The sequence below is a fragment of the Nocardia sp. NPDC050435 genome, assembly GCF_040655395.1.
Taxonomy (GTDB): Bacteria; Actinomycetota; Actinomycetes; order Mycobacteriales; family Mycobacteriaceae; genus Nocardia.
Map to the genome: position 1 here is coordinate 163498 of NZ_JBFAJW010000014.1, position 19430 is coordinate 182927.

Genomic DNA, 19430 nt, shown 5'->3' on the forward strand with positions numbered 1-19430 from the left:
AATCATGAACGACACCCCGGCTCGGTTGCTGCGCCTGCTCTCCCTGCTCCAGACGCCACGGGAGTGGCCGGGCAGCGAGCTGGCCCAGCGCCTGGGCGTCACCGACCGCACCGTTCGCCGCGATATCGATCGGCTGCGCGAACTCGGCTATCCGGTGGAGGCCACCCTGGGCGCGAGCGGCGGCTACCGGTTGGCGGCGGGCAAGGCGATGCCCCCGCTGCTGCTGGACGACGAGGAGGCGGTCGCCATCGCCGTCGGCCTGCGGGCCGCCGCGGGCTCGTCCATCGCGGGCGTCGACGAGGCCGCGGTGCGCGCCCTGGCCAAGCTCGACCAGGTACTGCCCGCCAAACTGCGCCGCCGCGTCAAGGTGCTCGGCACCGCCGTGGCGCTGCCCGCCGACGACGGGCCGGTCGTCGAGCCGGAGATCCTCACCACCCTGGCCGCGGCCGTGACCAACCGGGAGCGCGTGCGTTTCGAGTATCGGGGCGGCTCGGCCGCGCGCCGCCACGTCGAGCCGGTCGGCCTGGTCAGCCATCGCCGCCGCTGGTACCTGGTCGGTCACGATCTGGACCGCGCGGGCTGGCGGGTCTTCCGGGTCGACCGGATCGAACGGCCGCAACCGACCGGGGCGCGCGGCACTCCCCCGCCGCTGCCCGCGGCCGACCCCGCCGCCTACGTGGCGGGGCGGCGCACCGACTGGGGCACACCGGAACTGCGCTTCTCGGTCACCGTGCACGCGCCCGCGGAACAGATCACGGGCCGCCTCGGCGACAGTCCCGGCGAGATCACGCCGCTGGGGCCCGGCCGCTGCCGCCTCGACGGCGTCCGCGAGGACGCGCCGGAGTGGCTGGCACAGCGGCTGCTCGCCCTCGGCGTCGACTTCGAGGTGCACGAGCCGGCCGAGCTCGAGGCCGGGCTGCGCGCGATCGCGGCCCGCATCGCCCGCGCGACTGCCGCGTCGAATCAGTAGGCGCCGAAGACGTTGTCGATCGAGCCGTAGCGCGCCGCGGCGTAGTTGCAGGCGGCGGCGATATTGGCGACCGGGTCGTAGATGTCCCAGGAGGTGCCCTCGACGTGGTAGCGCTCGAAGGTCGGATCGATGACCTGCAGCAGCCCCTTGGACGGAATGCCCGCGGCCGCGTTGGAATCCCACAGGTTGATGGCGCGCGGGTTGCCGCCGGACTCCCGGATGATGTTGCGGTGGATGCCCTCGAAGCTGCCGGGGATGCCGTGCTTGGACAGCATGTAGAGCGCGTTGTGGATCCAGCCGTCGAGGTCGTCGGAGAACTGCGGTTCGGGCGCGGGCAGCATGCCGGCCAGCGGGGCGGGCAATTGCTGGACCAGCCCCTGGACCTGGGCCTGCTGGTCTTGCGGCAGACCCTGCTGCGCCTGTTGCGCCTGCTGTTGCAGTTGCTGGGCGGGCTGTTGCAGCGACTCGGGCACACCGGCGATCTCGGCGGCGGAGGCGTAGCCGGGGACCGCCACGAGGGCGGCGACGGCGAGGGGAAGCACTGTGCGCAAATACATGGGGAACCGGGATTCCTGGCAGATGTGGTTCAGGATCCGCGGCCATAACCGAACGCGCGGTCTGATTTGGAAGGTCACAGACTGATCGCGGTAGGTGAACATAAACTGAACGCCAGATGAACAGATAAACCGTCGGCCGTGCTCGCCCGCTCAGCGGCCGGTTCCCAGAGGGAATTGAGATCCGCATCACATCGCGGGACAGTCCGGGCGTACCTGCCGCCACTCGCCGACGGTGCTGCGGACCGCTGACCTGCCCGCGCACCCGGCCGCCGGGGCGCGACAGCGCAGGGCGCAGCGCGCAGGGATCAGCGCGCCAGGCGGATGCGCAGTACGGCGCCGGCCTCGGTGCTCGCCAGCAACTCGTCCGCGCGGCCCAGGACGGGCGCGACCGCGGTCAACGGCTCGGTGCTCAGCACCGAGCAGACCCCGCCGCGCACGGTGTCGATCCGGACCAGCTGCCCGGACAGCGTCGCGACGTAGAGGACGCCGTCCCGATCCAGGTGCAGATCGTCGGCGAAGTCCGGAATGCCCAGGGAGGTGGACAGATCCGCCAGCACGGTCCGCCGCTCGGGCGCGTCGAGCGGGAAACTCAGCACCCGCCCGAGCGGATTGCCGTTGGTGGTCAGGTAGCCGGTGCCGTCGTGGACCACGATGCCGTTGGCCCCGACGCCCGCGGCCCGCGCCGTCCACTGCTGATCGACCACGCCGTCGCGGCCGACCTTGACGACGCCCGACCCGGTGGCCGCGACGTACAGATTGCCCGCCGCGTCGAAGGCCGCGCCGTTGGGCATGGTGAACCCGGAGACGAACACCTCCGGGCGTGGATCGGCGGCGTCCGGATCGAACCGGACCACGCCGCCCGGGATCACCGCGCTGCTCGGCGCGTCACCGTAGACCACGTAGAGCATGCCGTCCGGCCCGAGCCGGACCGCGCCGGGAAAGGCCACCGAGATCGTCGCGGTGCGCCGGCCGGTGTTGTCGTAGCGCTGTACCTCGTTGCGGTACAACCGCGAGACCCAAAGATTGCCGCGTGCGTCGTAGCCCAGATTCTCCGACCAGTCCAGCATCGCGGTGCCGCCCGGCAGCGCGGTGGTGGCGCGCGCCGGCGCGCACATGGCGGCCGGATCCGCGCTCGCCACCGGCCCGGCGGCCAGGGCCGCGGCGCAGCTCACAACGACAACGGCGGCGAGCTTGCGCACAGACATCCGGATCCTCCCAGCAGCACGAACCTGCCGGATTCTAGACCGTTTCGTTTTCCCCAGGGAACTCCCCTGATACGCAGCGCTTTTGGCACTATCGACGCATGCCATTCTTCGACGGCGACCGCGGCCGGATGCACTATCGGCGCTGGCCGGTGCCCGGCCACGCCGCCGCGCTCGTGTTGTTGCCCGGTATCGGCCAGCACAGCGGCCACTATCACCGATTCGCCGGCGCGGTGCGGGCCGCGGACATCGAGATGTGGGCGCTGGACACCGCCGGGCACGGGCTCAGCGAGGGCGACCCGCGCAACCCGGGCACCCTGGCCGAACTGGTCGCCGACGCGTTGCGGCTGATCGAGGTGGTGCGCACCGAACTACCCGGGGCGCCGCTGCTGCTGATGGGGCATTCGCTGGGCGCCGTCACCGTGCTCGGCCTGCTCGGGGCGGCCGTGCCGGACACCGCCTCGGCCGCGGATCTGTCCGCGGTGGAGGCGAACTGCCCGCTCACGCCGAGCGTGGAGCCGACGGCGCTGGCGGGGCTGGTGCTGTCCGGAGTGCCCAAGCGCGCCCTCGGCGGCGGGGCCCCCGGAGCACTGGGGACACCGTTGCCGCACGGTTTGCCGATCCGCGCCGTGCACGGCGTGGAGGACCGCCGGGCGCCGATCGATGCGATGCGGGACTGGACTGCGCGGCACAACTGGGTAAGTTTGGTCGAGTACGACGATGCCGGTCACGACCTGCTGCACGAACCGGTGCACGCGCGGGTCGCCGCCGACATCGCGGAGTGGATGCGGGACGTCGTCCGGCCGGCGGGTGTGGCCGGGCCGGCGCGGCGGTGAGGTGACAACCTGAGGGGGAAGCGGTGCAGCCGAATACGACAACCTTGAACCAGGCCGTTCAAGACGGTCAACTCTGGATCGACGGTGTGCTGGTCGCCGACGGCGCGCACGAGAAGTGCGCGCAGCGGTACGAATTGCTCGCCGAACAGGTCGAGGGCCAGATCGAGGTGCTGCGCGCGGCGACGACGCTGCCCGGCTTCGGCGGCTTCGAGTCCGGGGCCGCGCTGCGCGCCGGTTTCGAGAACAAGGCCGGCACGGCGCTGACCGAACTACAGGCGTACGCGACCGCCGCCCGCGAACTCGCCCAGACTTTCCGCGCCGCCGCGGCGGCCTATCAGCGCAGCGACGAGGATCTCGCGGTCGTCGTCGGCAAACTCGACACGGGAGCCGTCGATGCGTGAAATCCAGGTCACCACCGAACGCTGGCCGCACACCCGCACCGATCCCGACTACGTGCCCAGCGTGGAAATCTTCGACAACATCACGCACAAGCAGATCCACGACAGCATCCAGCTGATGGATCCGACGGTGCTCGACGCCGGCCGTCAGGCCTGGCAGCAGAGCGCGACCGGGCTGGCCGACGCGGTCACGGCCGCGCACACCGAGATTCGCGCCACCATCGCCGACGGCTGGCGCGGCGGCGCGGCGCAGACCGCCGCCGAGGCCGTGCGCGCCTTCGAACAGCAGGGCAGCCGGCTCGCCGACGTCATGGCCACGGTGGCGCAGCGGCTCGGCCAAGCCGGTGACGCCGCCGAGACCTTGCGCTCGGCCGTCGGGCGGCCCTCCGATCAGCAGCCGGATCTCGGTGCGGCGCTGCTGGATCCGAGCCAGGCCACCAGCAATGTGGCCGCGCAGAAGTCCACCGAGAACGACCGCCAGGACGTGGTGGCCTCGATGGAGAGCGTCTACACCAACGCTTTCATCCAGAGCGGTGTCGCGGTGCCCGCGTTCCCGGGCGCGGCCGAGGTCGGCGCGCCGGTCGCGGCCGCCGCGCCGAGCACACCGGGCGTCGCAATTGCGGCCCCGGTCGCCGAGACGGAAAAGCCGGTGCTGCAACCGGTGTCGGTCGCGCCCGCGGCCGCGCGGCCGGAGGCGGCAGTGCCGGGGGCCGAAACGCCCGAGCCCGCGGCCGAACCGGGGGCCACCGCCCCGGCCTCGGTGCTGTCGGCCGCCGGTCTACCGGGCGTCGTGCTGCCCGGCGACACCACGCCCGCGGCGGCGACCACGCAGCCGGCCGGCCTGGCCGCGCCGACCACGCCGAGCGCCGCAGCCGCACCCGAGCGCCTCGCTGCCGCGCCGGCGGGCGCACCGGTCGCTCCCGCGCCAGCCGCCCCGACCGTGCCCAGTGGCTTCGCCGCCACCTCCACCGCCGCCGCCGACGACGAGCGCAAGCGCGAGGAGCGCCGCCGCGACACCAGCGGCGACGCGGTCGCGGGCGCCGGCGTGGGCGCGATGGGCGGCATGCTCGGCGGCGCCCTCGCCGCCGGTGGCGATTCGCCGCGCGGCGGCTCCGGCGTCTCGGCCCGCCCCGCGCCCGCCACCTCGGACGACGAGGACGACGATGACGAATTGCACTGGACCGACGACGAACTCACCTTCCTCGAACCCGCCGACGAACCGCGTGAGCTGATCGGCTCGATGGACCCGACCACCCCGCCGGTGGTCGGTGAATGGACCGAACTCGAGTGAATCCACCCGTGTTACCCGCGAGTTCGGCGATGAACTGGACATTGACGCCCGACCAGTTCGCTCTGGCCTGGTCCCGCACCGACGGCGACCGCATCCCCTACCCGCTCGCGGTCCGGCTCTCCGCGCGCGACACCGCCGAGCGCGCGGCCCAGTTGCCCGCGCTCGAGCAGTGGTGCGAGCAGGTGCTCGACGCCGAACTCTCGGCCGCGCTGCGCGCGCTCGCCGACCCCGCGGTGCGGGTGGAGGTCTTCGGCGAGCGCCGCGCCGGCGAACCGTCCGGCCGCGTCCGATCGGCCGGGCCGGAACCGCTGCCCGGCACCGTCGGCGCGCCCGCCCCGGCGGCCGCGGCGCTCGAGGAGGACGAATCGGCCCGGCCCGTCCGCATTCTCGGCGCCGTCTCCGGCAACATCGCCGTGGTCGCGGCCCAGCGCCCGGGCGAGACCGACGATCGCGGCGGTGATCTCCGGATCTTCGTCACCACCCCGAAAAACCTGGCGTCCCGGATCGTTTCGATGCTCCCGAAGAACGAGCCCGGCACGCTCGCCCGCCTGAGCGCACCGCTGCCGAAGGTCACCGAGGACAGCCGCGATCTGGTCACCATGCCGGTCTCGGGCCCCACCACCCCCGCGCGGATCCGCAAACTGCTCAATCATCCGCGCGACGGCATCGGGCAGATCGTCGTCTCGCTGCGCCGCCCCGACGGTGATCTGCGGCCGTTCGGGGTGCTCTGCTGGATCGATGTCCGCGGCGACGGCCGCTACACCGTCCGCACCGGCGCCGACGTCGACATCACCCCCGTCGACGCGGAGGGTTTCCGCGACGCGCTGCGCCCGATGCTCACCGCGGCGGAGAAGAAGACCACCGCCTACGCCCAGGCCTGGTAGTGCCGCCGCGGTGACCTGGCTCACATCTTGTCACAGCACCCGGACCGCCGGTGTCTTGATGCCGAACCTGGAAAACAGAGGAGAGCATCATGAACATCGCACTGTGGATCGCCGCCGGACTGCTGGCTCTGGTCGCACTCGGCGGCGGATCGACCAAGACGTTCCTGTCCAAGGAAAAGCTCGGCAACGCCAAGGGCGGTGAGTGGACGGCCGGCTTCAGCGCCGGTGCCATCCGCACCCTGGGCATCCTCGAACTCCTGGCCGCAGCGGGCCTGATCCTGCCCGCAGTGCTCGATATCGCGCCGATCCTGGTGCCGATCACCGCGGTTTGCTGGGTGCTGCTGATGATCGGCGCGATGATCACCCACTACCGGCACAACCAGGTCCCGCTGGTGGCCGTGAACCTGGTCTACCTCGCGCTCGCGGTCTTCATCGCCTGGGGCCGCTTCGCCCTCGAACCCTTCGCCTGATCCGGCGCCTGAGATCATGAAGGCCGCCGGCGGCACACCACCGGCGGCGACGGAGAAGGACCCACCGATGAGCGAGCACCGCACCGACCCGGCGACCGAAAGTTTCGTCGCGCACCGCAATCTGCTCTTCACGGTCGCCTACGAGATGCTGGGGTCCGCCGCCGACGCGGAGGACGTCTTGCAGGAGACCTGGCTGCGCTGGTCCGAGGTCGACCAGGAGCAGGTGCTCGACGCGCGCGCCTATCTGGTGCGGATCACCTCCCGGCAGGCGCTGAATCGGCTGCGAACGATGCAGCGCCGCAGGGAGTCCTACGTCGGGCCGTGGTTGCCCGAGCCGATGCTCACCGCCCCGGACGTGGCCGAGGACGTCGAACTCGCCGAGAGCATGTCGATGGCCCTGATGCTGGTGCTGGAAACCCTCGCGCCCACCGAGCGCGCCGTGTTCGTGCTGCGCGAGGTCTTCGACGTCGGCTACGACGAGATCGCGGCCGCGGTGGACAAGACGCCCGCCGCGGTACGCCAGATCGCGCACCGCGCCCGGCAGCACGTCGACGCCCGCCGCCCGCGCGCCGCGGTCGCGCCCGGCCAGGCCCGGGCGGCGCTGGAGTCCTTCCAGCGCGCCCTGGAAACCGGTGACCCGCAACGCCTGCTCGACGTGCTCGCCCCGCAGGTCGTCCTGCTCGCCGACGGCGGCGGCATCAAGCGCGCCGCGCTGCGCCCGGTCACCGGCGCCGAGAAGGTCGCCCAGTACCTGTCGCGCGGCGCCACTAAGCTCGCGGGCGCCCTCACCCTCGAACTCACCGTGATCAACGGCAATTTCGCGCTCGCGATCAGCCTGCACGGCGAACTCGACGGCATCATGAACGTCCAGCTCGAAGACGGCCTGATCACCGGCATCTACACCGTCCGCAACCCGGAGAAGCTGACCCGCATCACCGCCGAGCAGCCCCTCACCCGGCGCTGATCTCAGGTCCATTCGACGACGAGGACGGCGACGGCGAGCAGGGTGTCCAGCACCATGCAGAACTCGGCGAGGGAGCGGGCGACGACGCGGTCGGCGCGGAAATGGTAGATGTCCCAGGCGGTGTGGCCGAGCAGACCGGCGGCGACAAGGTAGGCGCCGAGGGTTTCGTCGACCACCAGGGCGGTCAGGGCGAGCGCGCCGAAAGCGAGCAGCGCCAGGCCCTGGCGGCCGATGTCACGATGGGTGGCGACGGCGTAGATCGTCAGCGGGACGGCGAGGGCGAGCAGCACCACGGTGCCGTCGAACCCGGCGATCTTGGCCAGGGTGATGACGACGAAGGTGCCCAGGAACAGCGGCCACGCGGTAGCTTGCCGGCCGAAGGCGGCCGCGCCGAGGTAGATCAGGGCCGAGGCGGCGACGATCTGGGCGAGATCGACACCGGTGGCCAGGTCGTAGGCGGTGGCCCCCGCGAAGACGGCGCCGGCCACGGCGGGCCAGCGGCGGGTCAGGGCCGGACGAGTGGAAACGGTCATGGGGTTCACGGTCCGCTCCGGCGGTTCCGGGGTGCCAGCGCGCCGGACAGAAATGTCGGTAAACCTGGGAATCATGTCCGCGCAACTAGGATTGGCGGCGTGAACGATGCGCTCGTCGTGGTGGTCGGCTACCACGGCGTCGAACTGCTGGACATCGCCTGCGTCACCTCGAGTCTCGACATGGCCAATCGGATGGGCGCGACGCCGCGCTATCGCCTGCTGGTCGCGACGCCGGGCGGTACGCCGGTGGAATGCAATTCGGGTCTCAGCCTGCCCGGTCAGGAAGCACTGGAGCAGATCAACACCGCGATCGACACCCTGGTCGTCTCCGGCGGACTCGGCCACTGCGACGCCGCCGCCGACGCGAAGCTCGTCGGCCACGTCCGGCGGCTGGCCCGCCAGTCCCGCCGGGTTGCCTCGATCTGCACCGGCGCGACGGTGCTCGCCGCCACCGGGCTGCTCGACGGGAAAAGCGTGACCACGCACTGGTTCTACGCCGACCAGCTGGCCGCGAGTTATCCCGCCGCACGGGTCGATCCGGACCCGATCTTCGTGCGCGACGGCAATGTCGCCACCTCCGGCGGCGTCACCAGCGCCCTGGATCTGACGCTGGCCTTCATCGAGGAGGACCACGGCGCCGAGGTGGCCCGCCGGGTGGCCATGGGCCTGGTCACCTACTTGCGCCGCCCCGGCAGCCAATCCCAGGTCAGCACGTACGTGTCGAGTCCGCCGCCGGAGCACCCGCTGGTGCGCCGCGTGCTCGACCACATCGGCGCGCACCTGGACGGCTCGCTCGACGGCCCCGCGCTCAGCGCCGTCGCGGGCCTCGGCGAACGCCAGCTCACCCGCCTGTTCGTGCGCGAAATCGGGGAGACCCCGGGCAGATACGTGCGCCGCGCCCGCGCGGACGCCGCCGCCCGGCTGCTCACGAGCACCGGCCTGCGACTGGAGGAGATCGCGCGGCGCTGCGGCTACACCTCCGCCGAAACACTGCGCCAAGCCTTCACCGCCCGCTTCGGCCGGTCCCCCTCCGCCTATCGCGCGGCCCAGGACTGAGTTCAGCTCAGCCGCAGGAAGCCCGCCAGATCGGGGAGATCGGCCGGCGTCGTCGGCAGGTACTCGGTGAGCAGCGGCGAGCGGATGATCACGGCTTTCCACATCGCCCGGCACAGGGCCGAGTGGATCAGGTTGCGCGACAACAGGAACGGCATCCCGAAGGGCGCGTCGGCCGCCGTGGAGGTGGTCATCGACAACAGCACCACGGCCGCTTCCCGGCCGCGGAACCGATCCGGGGTGCCGACCAGCACGTCCTCGATCTTGGCGCGCGCCAGCAGCGTCCGGATCCGCCCGACCTGCGCGGTGTAGGGCGCGACGACGAAGATGTCGTGCGGATGCAGCCGCCGGGTCACCGCGCCGACGGTCCAGGACGCGCCCAGCAGCACCCGGATCCGGCGCACCACCTCCTTGGCCTCGGCGACCGATTCGGTGGTATTGCCGTAGTGCTCGACCAGCACCGTCTCCACCCCGGGCGGCACGCCGTCGAGTTGCCGTGCCAGGGTGACGGTTTCGTTCGAGCGCAGCCGGTTGTCGTAGCAGACCCGGGAGATCGGCTCGCACACCCGCGGATGCAGCCGCCAGGTCCGGTCCAGGAAGTAGCCTCGTTCGGCGGGCAGCACCGCGCGTCCCTCGGCCAGCCAGCCCAGCACCGACTCCCCGACCGGTTCGGGATGCGCGCCGCGGCTCGGGGTGGGCACCGGGTCGCCGAGCAGCAGCAGATTGCGGGCGCTGGAGCCGACCGCGACGGTGTCGGCGAGCGCGAACCCGCCCGCGTCGGCGATCACCAGCAGGTCCAGCGCGTCGTGCGGGATCAGGCTCTCGTCGGCGAAATCGGCGGGGGTACCGCCGATCACGCAGCCGTTCACCGCGTTGTCGAGGAACCGGCGGTACTTGCCCGCGTCGATCACAGCCCATTCCGGTTTCACCGCCTCGACGTCCTTCTTGCCGACCAGCTCGGGCAGCACGCCGATCTCGACGACCGCGTCCAGCATGTTCTCCACGGTCGAATGCGCGTGCGCGACCACGCCGATGCGCCACTTCTGCCGGGTCACCAGCCGTTCGATGACGCGGGCCGCGGTGGAGGTCTTGCCGGTGCCGGAGGGGCCCTGCACGGCGACATAGGAGTGGTCCAGATAGCGCATGGCGGTGGTGATCGCGGCGGCGTGGTCGCCGTGCACCTCCGGCAGCGGACCGCCGCCGCGCAGCCGCGGCGCACGCCGGGCCAGGATGTCGAAGACCGCCTCGGCCGGGATCTCCGGCAAGGTCACCAGGAGGCGCTGGGCCGCGAGTTCCACGGTGCTCTCGACGTGGGCGTCCCAGGCGGGCAGGCCGGGCGCGATCGCCGTCGGCAGCTCGTCGTAGGGCTCGCAGCCCTCCGGCAGCAGTTCCTCCAGCCGGACGGTGTCATCGAAATTCGCGTCCACCGAACAGCCGAGCACGGTGGCGGTGGCGACGGCGCGCTGGCCGACCGCCGCGACCATGCCGGTGGCCGCCGGTTGGTCGTAGAGGGTGTAGACGGTGGTGCCGGGCGTCAGCGCGACGCCGTGCGCCCAGCCGGTGCCGATCCGGCCGGTCAGGGTGAGGTAGCGGCGCATGGTGGGGCGGTTCAGGCCGTGATGCCACTTGGTGTCGACGGTGCCCCAGTCCGCGACCAGCACGCCGGGCGCCTCGGCCCATTCGTCGACCGGGTGGTCGAGCCGGTCGGCGTGGGCCAGGCGCAACGGCCGCCGCTCGCGCCGCTGGTATCCGAGCACCGCGGCCATCAGGGCCGCCGGGTGCGGCGCCGCTCCGGGATCTCTGCGCTCCCCGCGCACCGTCGGCCGCGGATCCCGGTGCGAGGCCGCGAATTCGGTGAGCGCGGCTTCCAGCGAAGACGGGTGGGCGGCCGGTTCCCTCGGCGGCGGCACGGGCTCGCGCGGCGCGGCCGGGGCGAGTTCGAGCAACCGATCCCGCAGCCGCAGCACGGTGACGCAGTCGGCGTCGCCGGTGCGCGCGCCGGGCAGCAACACCCGCAGGTCGGCCGGCCGATAGGACCGCGTCCCGACCACCACGGCATTGCGCATGATCGGATACAGGTCGATCAGCGCCCCCGCGGACAGCAGCTCGTCGACGAATTCCGCACCGGCGCCGAGACTTCCGGTGCAGCGCAGCAGCGTATCCCGCTGTTCGCGCCCGTAGTGGTAGATCCGCAGTCCGGGCGCTTGCTCGCGCCGGTGCTCGAGATAGCCGATCACCTCGGCCAGCGCCCGCCGCCGCTCGGCGGCCGCGTCCGGGCCGGGCGGCACCCGCCGCGACAGGTGCACCGTGTCCGGACCGCCCACCTCGACGGTGAAGGCGTGCCCCGGCTCGTCCTCGATGGTCAGCGATAGATCGTCCGGCGTGGGCGGCGGCAGCGCGCCCAGCGCGTGCGCGTCCAGCAGCTGGTAGGCGGGGCCGTCGGACCGCACCTGGATCCGGGCCTGGCGGCGCAGCGTGGCCAGGGTGCGCGGCGGCACCCCGGGGACGGCCGCCGCGGCGCCGGCCAGCCGGTCGATGGTGGTGATCCCGGCCTCGCGCAGCCGGGCCCGGGCCGGGCTCGGCATGCCCGCCACCAGCATCAGGTCGCGCGCGGCGGTGAGCGCGGCGGCGCAGGTCGGGCAGTGCCCGCAGGCCAGGTAGCGCGGATCGCCCCACTGCACCGGCAGCAGTTCGCTCAGCTTCTCGTCCAGGATCCGGGCCAGTCTGCGCCGGCGCGCCTGATACACCGGGACCAGGTCGGTGAGCGGGAGATCCGTTGCCGCGGTATCGAGATACAGCCGGACGACCGGTGCGGTCAGCGCGCCGCTGCTGTCCAGGGCTTCCGCGCAGGCGGCGAGTTCGAGTGCGGCGCCGATCAACTCGGCCCGGCCCGGCGCGGTGCCCTGCACCGTGTAGCGCACCCGGTGCCCGGCCCGCACCAGGAAATCGCAGGAACACGCGAACGCGCCGTCGAAGAACGTAGCGCCCGCGATGACGTGCACGCCCGAGCGCAGCGCCGCAACGGTTTCCGAGTGCGCGGTCCGCAGTTCGGCGATCCGGTCCGCGGGATCGCCGGAACCGGTGCGCGCCGCCGGAATCTCGACCATGGTGGGGCCGAATCGATCTCGGAAATCGGCCAGCCGGAATTCGGCCGCGGTATCGGGCGCCGTGTGCGGGGGCGGCACGGAATCCGCTGCCGCCGAGGCACTCAGGTAGCCCAGTTCGGTGTCGAGCGCACGGAGCAGCGCGAATTCGCACCGCGCCGCCCGGACCAGATCCTCGGCGGTGCAGACGACACGATCACCGAACACGAACAAACGCGGCCTCCTGTGTCTTCGGCGGGCCCCGACCGGACGGGCAACACCTTAGCCAGTCGGTCCGATCCCGTGACGCGCAGCGTCCCCTGCCGCCCTGCGGGTCAGGTGACCAGCGCACCCCACCCGCCCGCCGGCGGGCTCAGGAACGCGGTTTGCGCCGTTCGGTCCGCTTGCCCGGCGCCCGGTCAGGGCGCGGGCCACGGCTGAACTGGCGATGCTGCGGGCCGCCGTCGTCGAGCGTCAGCTGGATCAGCTGACCGCTGATCCTGGTGCGGCGCAACGCCTCCAGCGTCTCGGCGGGCAGGTTGGCGGGCAGTTCCACCAGGCTGTGATCCGGGCGGATGCTGATGTGCCCGAAGTCACTGCGGCGCAGCCCGCCCTCGTTGGCAATCGCGCCGACGATGGCGCCCGGCACCACGCGGTGCCGCTTGCCGACGCTGATCCGGTAGGTGGCCAGTTCCGCGCCGGAGGTGCGGGAGAAGCTCGGGCCCGAACGCTCGTCGTCGAAGCGGCGCGGCCGATCCGGGCGCGGCTCGCGATCGCGGCGCGGACGCTCGATCGGCTCCGGTTCCGGCTCCATCAGGAAGGTCTTGCCGTCGTACGCGCCGACCGCGAGCGCCGCCGCGATGTCGACCAGCGGGGTGTTGTGCTCGTTCTCGTAGTCCTCGATGAGGCGGCGGAACAGCGCGATGTTGTCCGAGGACAGGTTCTCGGTGATGGCGTCGCCGAACTTGGCCACACGCTGCGCGTTCACGTCGTCCACGCTGGGCAGCTGCATCTCGGCCAGCGGATGCCGGGTGGCGCGCTCGATCGCCTTGAGCAGGTGCCGCTCGCGCGGCGCCACGAACAGCAGCGCCTCGCCGCTGCGGCCCGCGCGGCCGGTACGGCCGATGCGGTGCACGTAGGACTCGGTGTCGTGCGGGATGTCGTAGTTGACCACGTGCGAGATGCGGTCCACGTCCAGGCCGCGCGCGGCCACGTCGGTGGCGACGAGGATGTCCAGCGCGCCGGACTTCAGGTGCCCGATGGTGCGTTCGCGCTGGTTCTGCGCGATGTCGCCGTTGATCGCCGCGGCGGAGAACCCGCGGGCGCGCAGTTTCTCGGCGAGCTCCTCGGTGCCCTGCTTGGTGCGCGCGAAGATGATCATCGCCTCGAAGGTCTCGACCTCGAGGATGCGGGTGAGCGCGTCCAGCTTGCGCTGGTGCGAGACCTGCACCCAGCGCTGGTTGATGTTGGTGTTGGTCGTCGTCTTGGTCTTGACGGTGATCTCGACCGGATCGTTCAGGTACTGCTTGGAGATCTTGCGGATCGCCGAGGGCATGGTCGCCGAGAACAGCGCCACCTGCTTGGAGCGCGGGGTGTCGGCCAGGATGCGTTCGACGTCCTCCTGGAAGCCCATCTTGAGCATCTCGTCGGCCTCGTCGAGCACCAGGTACTGCAGCTCGGACAGGTCGAGCGTGCCCTTCTCCAGATGGTCGATCACGCGGCCGGGAGTGCCGACCACCACGTGCGCGCCGCGGCGCAGGCCCGAGAGCTGCACGCCGTAGGCCTGGCCGCCGTAGATCGGCAGCACGTTCAGCCCGGGAATGTGCGAGGCGTAGCGCCCGAACGCCTCGGCGACCTGGATCGCGAGCTCGCGGGTGGGCGCGAGCACCAGCGCCTTCGGGGATTTGCCGGTGATCTCGAGGCCCATGAGGATCGGGATGGCGAAGGCCGCGGTCTTGCCGGTACCGGTCTGCGCGAGACCTACGACATCGGCGCCGGTGAGTAGCGGTGGGATCGTCGCGGCCTGGATCGGCGAGGGCGACTCGTAGCCGACATCGGCGATGGCCGCCAGTAGGCGGTCATCGATGCCGAGATCGGCGAAGGTCGGGCCGTCACTGTTGTCCCTGTCATTGTCGCCAGGAACATTATCCAGAACGCTGTCGACCTCATTGGTGCTCATTGACCAGTACTTTACTGCCTTCGGGTAGAGCTCCAGGCCACCGGCCCAATACGGTGTGACCTATGGCTCCCAATGCTTCGCCCGCACATCAGGACCCGGCCGGAGCGGACACCCCCGTGGCGGTCGCGGTGGTCCAGTTCGCGCCGGGCACCGATCCGTCCGCCAATCTCGCCACGTTGCGCGAGCATGTGGGCGCTGCCGCCGGGCGTGGCGCACGCGTGGTCGTGGCCCCCGAGTACTCGATGTTTGCTGTCTCCCGGCTGGACGACCGGGTGGTCGCCGTCGCCGAACCGCTGACCGGAAAGTTCGTCACCGGGCTGGGCGCGATCGCCCGGGAGTTCGGCGTGCACCTGGTGGCGGGCGTAGTCGAACAGGACGAGGCGGGCTTCGGGCGGATCCGCAACACGCTCGTCGTGCTGGACCCGGGCGGGGAGCTGGTCACCCACTACCGCAAGGTGCACCTCTACGACGCGTTCGGGCACCTGGAATCGGACGTGGTGCACGCGGGCGAGATCACCGAACCGCCGCTGTTCACCGTCGACGAGGTCGTCTTCGGCCTGCAGACCTGCTTCGATCTGCGCTTCCCCGAGGGCTTCCGCCGGATCGCGGCCGCCGGGGCGCACGTCCTGCTGCTGCCCGCCCAGTGGATCCCCGGCCCGGGCAAGGTGGATCAGTGGACGACACTGCTGCGCGCCCGGGCCATCGAGAACACGGTGTACGTGCTGGGCGCCGACCAGTGCGGCACGCGCGGCGCGGGCTCCTCGATGATCATCGACCCGACCGGCACGGTCCTCGCCGAACTCGGCGACGAGCCCGGCGTCCTCACCGCCGAGGTGGATCTCTCCCGGCTGCGCACCATCCGCACCACCAACCCGAGCCTCGCCCTGCGCCGGTTCACGGTCACCGCCCGCGATTGACCACGGCGGCTGAGCCTGATCCTGGCGACGCTTGCCGCCGACGGCTGACGGCTGACCGCTGGCGGCTTGCGACTAGCGACTTGCGGCTTGCGACTGGCCACTCGCGGCTCGCGGCTGGCCTCTAGCGACTCGCGGCTGAACGCTGACCGCTGACGGCTGGCGGCTGGCGGCTGGCGGCTGGCGGCTGGCGGCTGGCGGCTGGCGGCTGGCGGCTGGCGGCTGAGCCTCGCGTGCGGGGGCGGGTGGGCGTAGCGTTTTCCTCGATGATCTACACCGATCGGGCGGCTGCCGGTCGCGCGCTGGGCGGCGAACTCGAACACCTGCGCGCGTCGGTCCCGCTGGTGCTCGGGCTGCCGCGCGGGGGCGTGCCGGTGGCCGCGGGCGTGCGCGAGATCATCGGCGGGGATCTCGACATTCTGCTGGTCCGCAAGCTCGGGGTGCCCTGGCAGCCGGAGCTGGCGATGGGGGCGATCGGGGAGGACGACGCGCGGGTGCTCAATCGGGACGTGCTGGCCCACCTCACGCTGGCTCCGGCGGAGTTCGCGGCGGTCGAGCGCGCCGAACGGGCGGAGCTGGAGCGGCGGCGCGCCGAGTGGCGGGGCCGGCGCGAACCGCTGCCGCTGGCGGGCCGCACCGTGATCCTGGTCGACGACGGAATGGCCACCGGCGCAACGGTTGTCGTCGCCTGCCGAGTCGCACGGCTGCGCGCACCGGCCCGGCTCGTCGTCGCGGTCCCGGTCTCCTCCGCCGAGGCCGTGCAGCGCGTCACCGCCGAATGCGACGAACTGGTCTGCCCCCTCGTGCCCGAGTCGCTCGGCGGCGTAGGCACCGCCTACCAGGATTTCCATCAGCTCGCCGACGACGAGGTCAGCGCCCTGCTCGACTAGGCGAGCGACGCTCGGACCGTCGGCGAAACGGGCCGCCGAGCTCCGGACCGCTCACTCGAGATCCCGGCGGGCGAAGGCCGCTACACCCAGTGCCGTCGCGGTCACGCCGACCACACTCAGCACCGTCATCGGGACCGGGTCCACCGCGACGCCGGGCAGGTGGGGAACATGGTGGAACAGCGACAGATTCATGATCGGTGCCGGCAGCCGCATCGAGGGTCCGAGGATCGAGAGCACGGCCGATTCCGCCAGCACCACCCAGACCAGCCAGGTCAGCGCGGGGCGAATCCCGATCAGCAGCACCGCGCAGCCGAGCAGGAACAGCACGGCGGGCAGTTGTGCGAGGGCGGCCACGGCGACGCGCAGGGCTTGGCCCGGGTCACCGGTGCGCACGCCGTATCCCAGGCCGATCACCGCGCCGGTGCTCGCCAGCAGCACCACCGAGGCCAGCACCGCGGTGGCGACGTGGGTGCAGGCCCAGCGCCACCGCGGCAACCGCCCGGCGAGCAGGAGATCGGCCAGGCCGGCGAGTTCCTCCTGCCGGATGCGTAGCGCGGTCGAGACCGCCGCGCCCGCCGTCGCCATCGCGCACAGCAGCGTCACCATGGCCAGGAAGCCGTCGATCACGTTCGGGTTGAAGCCGGTCAGCAGCTTCAGCATGCCCTGCGCACCGGCGGAGATCTCCGCGACGTCCACGCCGGTCGCCCCGAAGCCCGCGCCGAGTACCAGCAGTGTCACCAGCCACCCGGTGAGCGCGCCGCGATGAATCCGGAACGTCAGTCCCAGTGGGGTTCTCGTGAACGCGCCGGCTCCGGCCGGTCCCGGTCGCGGGGCGGCCAGGCCCGCGCCGTGATCGCGCACCGCCTCGAGACGCAGCGCCACGGCGAGCAAAACGAGCACGCCCGCGGCGCACAGTCCGACCGGCCACCAGCGGACCTCCCCGAAGGGGTGCATGTGCTGGGCCCAGCCCAGCGGGGACGCGATCCGCAGGGCGGCGATCTGCGAGCCGTCGCCCATGGCGCGCAACAGATACGCGACGCCGAACACCGCGCAGGCGATGCCGTAGGCCGCGCGCGGCTGCGCGCTGAGCTGCGCCGCGACCAGCGCCACGGCGGCGAAAACCATTCCCGTGCAACCCATCGCGACGCCGAAGGCGAGCGCGCCGACCTCGCCCGCTCCGGCGAGGGCCAGCGCGCCCGCCGCCCCCGCACCGAGCAGCAGGTTGGTCGCCCCGGCCAGCACCAGCACCCCGATCGAGTTCGCGTGCACGCCGAAACGCCCGGCCCGCAACAGTTCCAGTCGCCCGAAGGCTTCCTGCGCCCGGGTATTCCGGATCACCACCACGATGTTCAGCAGCGCGACCGCGAGGGTCAGATACCAGCCCAGCTCGTAGACGGCGATCCCGCCGAGAGTGGTCAGCGCCACCGGCGGGCCCTGCAGCGCGGCCTGCGCGGTCAGCTGCCCGGCGATCGAGGCGTAGGCGGTGCGCTCCACGCCGGCCGGATAGAGCGCCTCGACGCCGAGCGTGCCCAGGAACATGCAGCCGACGACGCCGAGCACGGCGGCCGCCAGCCCGCGCCAGTTGGTACCGATCGAAAGCCGCAGTGCGACAGCGAGATTGGCTACCGCCGCACCGCCACCGGCGGGTCTCGTCATCGCGCCACCTCGCCGCCGACGTAGTGACTCAGGAACAGCTCCTCGAGCTGCACCGAATCCGGCGACCGCAGCTCACCGGACTCCAGGGTCCGCACCGCCTTGCCCTGCCGCACGATAGTCGCACGGTCGCACAGCTTTTCGACCTCGCTGAGGATGTGACTGGACAGCAGCACCGTGCGCCCCTGCTCGCGCACCTCCGCGACGCACCGCGTGAACTGGTGCTCCATCAGCGGATCCAGGCCGCTGGTCGGCTCGTCCAGGATGAACAGGTCGACCGGGGCCGCGAAGGCCGCCACGAGCACGACCTTCTGCCGGTTGCCCTTGGAGTAGGTGCCGCAGCGGCGCGACGGATCCAGCTCGAACCGCTCGATCAGTTCGGCCCGCCGCACCGGGTCGGCGCCGCCGCGCAGGTCGGTGAGGATGTCGATCACCTCGCCGCCGGTCAGCGCCGGCCACAGGTTGACATCGCCCGGCACATAGGAGATCCGGGCGTGGATGTCCATCGCGTCGCGGTAGGGATCGCGGCCGAAGACCGTGACCCGCCCCGCGCGCACCCGCAGCAGCCCGAGCAGGATCCGGATGGTGGTGGTCTTGCCCGCCCCGTTCGGGCCGAGGAACCCGTGCACCTCCCCCGCGCGCACCGCGAGGTCCAATCCCCGCAGGGCGTGGACCTTTCCGTAACTCTTGACCAGCGATTCCGCCTCGATCACGTTCATGACCGAAGTATCGGCAGGCCGCGGCGGCGGGGGCTTGTACGGATCGGTCGGGTTCGGGCCGTCCAGCGGAAATAAGGCTAGCCTTAGTACATGCAGGGATGGTTGCAGGTGCACGACTGGAGCGTCCGACCGGACCGCCTGATCTTCGACGCGGACTTCGACGGCGTCGGCGCGGAGCCGCACGCGCACCCGATTCTGCAGATCACCGTCGCCACGCGCGGCGAATTCGAGGTCGGCGACGGCTCCGGTGCCTGGTTACGCTGCCGGGCGATGGTGGTCCCGCCCGGCGCGCAGCACACCGCGCGCGGCGGGCCCGGCACCCGGGTGCTGTCCATCCATCTGTTTCCCGGCAGCCGGCTCGGGCGCGCCATCACCGCGCGGCACGGGCTCGGCGGCGATCCGGCGGACTGGGTGGCGGCGGCCACCGAACTGCCCCGGCTACTGGCCGGGGACGACCGGGCACTGCGGGACCGAGCCGACACGGTCGTGGCGGCCCTGTGCGGCAACGGATTTCCCGCGCCCGCCCATCCCCAGCTGCGCGATGCCCTGGGCCTGCTGATCACCCGGCTGCCCGCGCCGGTGCGCCTGCCGGATCTCGCCGCCGCCGTATTCCTGTCGCCGGGGCGGCTGGGCAAGTTGTTCCGCGCGCAGACCGGCGGCACCTTTCCGGCCGTGGTGCGCTGGACCCGGCTGCTGCACTGGGCGGTGGCAGTGCTGCACGGGCGCTCGCTCACCGACGGCGCGCACGCGGCCGGGTTCACCGATCTGGCGCACGCCAACCGGGTCTGCCGGGAGATGACCGGCATGGGCCCCAGCACGATCCTGGCCGCCGCG

Annotated in this window: 16 protein-coding genes and 2 pseudogenes; 11 read left to right on the forward strand and 7 right to left on the reverse strand. The window is 72.0% G+C overall.

Annotation, left to right across the window (positions count from 1 at the left end; genetic code table 11):
• Nucleotides 1-4: 4 nt before the first annotated feature.
• Entirely contained in the window at nucleotides 5-970 is a 966-nt protein-coding gene (locus tag AB0I43_RS35425) for a YafY family protein (protein ID WP_356976042.1), read from the forward strand.
• On the opposite strand, the gene AB0I43_RS35430 is transcribed toward AB0I43_RS35425, so the two are convergent.
• Nucleotides 964-1527 carry a transglycosylase SLT domain-containing protein gene (locus tag AB0I43_RS35430; protein WP_356976044.1) on the reverse strand — a complete coding sequence of 188 codons (564 nt, stop codon included), beginning with the start codon at nucleotides 1525-1527 and terminating at the stop codon, nucleotides 964-966. The two genes, AB0I43_RS35425 and AB0I43_RS35430, sit on opposite strands and share 7 nt — an antisense overlap.
• Before the next feature lie 305 nt (nucleotides 1528-1832).
• Nucleotides 1833-2732, reverse strand: coding sequence for a hypothetical protein (locus AB0I43_RS35435; protein ID WP_356976046.1), 900 nt, complete (start codon nucleotides 2730-2732; stop codon nucleotides 1833-1835).
• A 98-nt stretch (nucleotides 2733-2830) separates the two neighbouring features.
• On the opposite strand from AB0I43_RS35435, the gene AB0I43_RS35440 reads away from it, so the two are divergent.
• From AB0I43_RS35440 to AB0I43_RS35465, 6 genes are all read left to right on the forward strand, one after another.
• Nucleotides 2831-3565: an alpha/beta fold hydrolase gene (locus tag AB0I43_RS35440; protein WP_356976047.1), complete on the forward strand. Its 735-nt coding sequence runs from the start codon at nucleotides 2831-2833 to the stop codon at nucleotides 3563-3565.
• 23 nt (nucleotides 3566-3588) lie between these two features.
• On the forward strand, nucleotides 3589-3966 hold the full coding sequence (locus AB0I43_RS35445) for a hypothetical protein (protein ID WP_356976048.1): 378 nt from the start codon (nucleotides 3589-3591) through the stop codon (nucleotides 3964-3966).
• Nucleotides 3959-5254: a WXG100 family type VII secretion target gene (locus AB0I43_RS35450; RefSeq protein WP_356976049.1), complete on the forward strand. Its 1296-nt coding sequence runs from the start codon at nucleotides 3959-3961 to the stop codon at nucleotides 5252-5254. The genes AB0I43_RS35445 and AB0I43_RS35450 overlap by 8 nt, the downstream gene beginning before the upstream one ends.
• A 29-nt stretch (nucleotides 5255-5283) precedes the next feature.
• Nucleotides 5284-6138 carry an ESX secretion-associated protein EspG gene (locus AB0I43_RS35455; RefSeq protein ID WP_356976050.1) on the forward strand — a complete coding sequence of 285 codons (855 nt, stop codon included), beginning with the start codon at nucleotides 5284-5286 and terminating at the stop codon, nucleotides 6136-6138.
• Between the two features lie 89 nt (nucleotides 6139-6227).
• Entirely contained in the window at nucleotides 6228-6608 is a 381-nt protein-coding gene (locus AB0I43_RS35460) for a DoxX family protein (protein WP_356976051.1), read from the forward strand.
• A gap of 67 nt (nucleotides 6609-6675) precedes the next feature.
• Nucleotides 6676-7572: an RNA polymerase sigma-70 factor gene (locus AB0I43_RS35465; RefSeq protein ID WP_356976052.1), complete on the forward strand. Its 897-nt coding sequence runs from the start codon at nucleotides 6676-6678 to the stop codon at nucleotides 7570-7572.
• A 2-nt stretch (nucleotides 7573-7574) separates the two neighbouring features.
• Here the strand turns inward: AB0I43_RS35465 and AB0I43_RS35470 are convergent, their stop codons facing one another.
• A complete protein-coding gene (locus AB0I43_RS35470; RefSeq protein ID WP_356976053.1) occupies nucleotides 7575-8105 on the reverse strand; it encodes a hypothetical protein in 531 nt (176 codons plus the stop codon).
• A gap of 99 nt (nucleotides 8106-8204) precedes the next feature.
• Here AB0I43_RS35470 and AB0I43_RS35475 point away from each other — a divergent pair, with 99 nt between their 5' ends.
• A complete protein-coding gene (locus AB0I43_RS35475; RefSeq protein WP_356976054.1) occupies nucleotides 8205-9161 on the forward strand; it encodes a DJ-1/PfpI family protein in 957 nt (318 codons plus the stop codon).
• Nucleotides 9162-9163: 2 nt separating this feature from the next.
• On the opposite strand, the gene AB0I43_RS35480 is transcribed toward AB0I43_RS35475, so the two are convergent.
• Both AB0I43_RS35480 and AB0I43_RS35485 read right to left on the reverse strand, forming a co-directional pair.
• A complete protein-coding gene (locus AB0I43_RS35480) occupies nucleotides 9164-12469 on the reverse strand; it encodes an AAA domain-containing protein (RefSeq protein ID WP_356976055.1) in 3306 nt (1101 codons plus the stop codon).
• Between the two features lie 145 nt (nucleotides 12470-12614).
• Nucleotides 12615-14420: a DEAD/DEAH box helicase gene (locus tag AB0I43_RS35485; RefSeq protein ID WP_356976056.1), complete on the reverse strand. Its 1806-nt coding sequence runs from the start codon at nucleotides 14418-14420 to the stop codon at nucleotides 12615-12617.
• A gap of 62 nt (nucleotides 14421-14482) precedes the next feature.
• On the opposite strand from AB0I43_RS35485, the gene AB0I43_RS35490 reads away from it, so the two are divergent.
• Together AB0I43_RS35490 and AB0I43_RS35495 are read left to right on the forward strand one after the other, a co-directional pair.
• A complete protein-coding gene (locus AB0I43_RS35490; RefSeq protein WP_356976057.1) occupies nucleotides 14483-15337 on the forward strand; it encodes a carbon-nitrogen hydrolase family protein in 855 nt (284 codons plus the stop codon).
• Nucleotides 15338-15600: 263 nt separating this feature from the next.
• Nucleotides 15601-16224, forward strand: a complete 624-nt coding sequence (locus AB0I43_RS35495) for a phosphoribosyltransferase family protein (protein ID WP_356976058.1) — start codon at nucleotides 15601-15603, stop codon at nucleotides 16222-16224.
• Nucleotides 16225-16275: 51 nt separating this feature from the next.
• Here the strand turns inward: AB0I43_RS35495 and AB0I43_RS35500 are convergent, their stop codons facing one another.
• Both AB0I43_RS35500 and AB0I43_RS35505 read right to left on the reverse strand, forming a co-directional pair.
• Complete coding sequence (locus tag AB0I43_RS35500) at nucleotides 16276-17880, reverse strand: hypothetical protein (RefSeq protein ID WP_356976059.1); 1605 nt, start codon at nucleotides 17878-17880, stop codon at nucleotides 16276-16278.
• 86 nt (nucleotides 17881-17966) lie between these two features.
• A pseudogene (locus AB0I43_RS35505) lies at nucleotides 17967-18596 on the reverse strand (ABC transporter ATP-binding protein); the annotation flags it as partial.
• Nucleotides 18597-18866: 270 nt separating this feature from the next.
• Between AB0I43_RS35505 and AB0I43_RS35510 the strand changes: the two are divergent.
• A pseudogene (locus AB0I43_RS35510) lies at nucleotides 18867-19409 on the forward strand (AraC family transcriptional regulator); the annotation flags it as partial.
• Nucleotides 19410-19430: the final 21 nt, after the last annotated feature.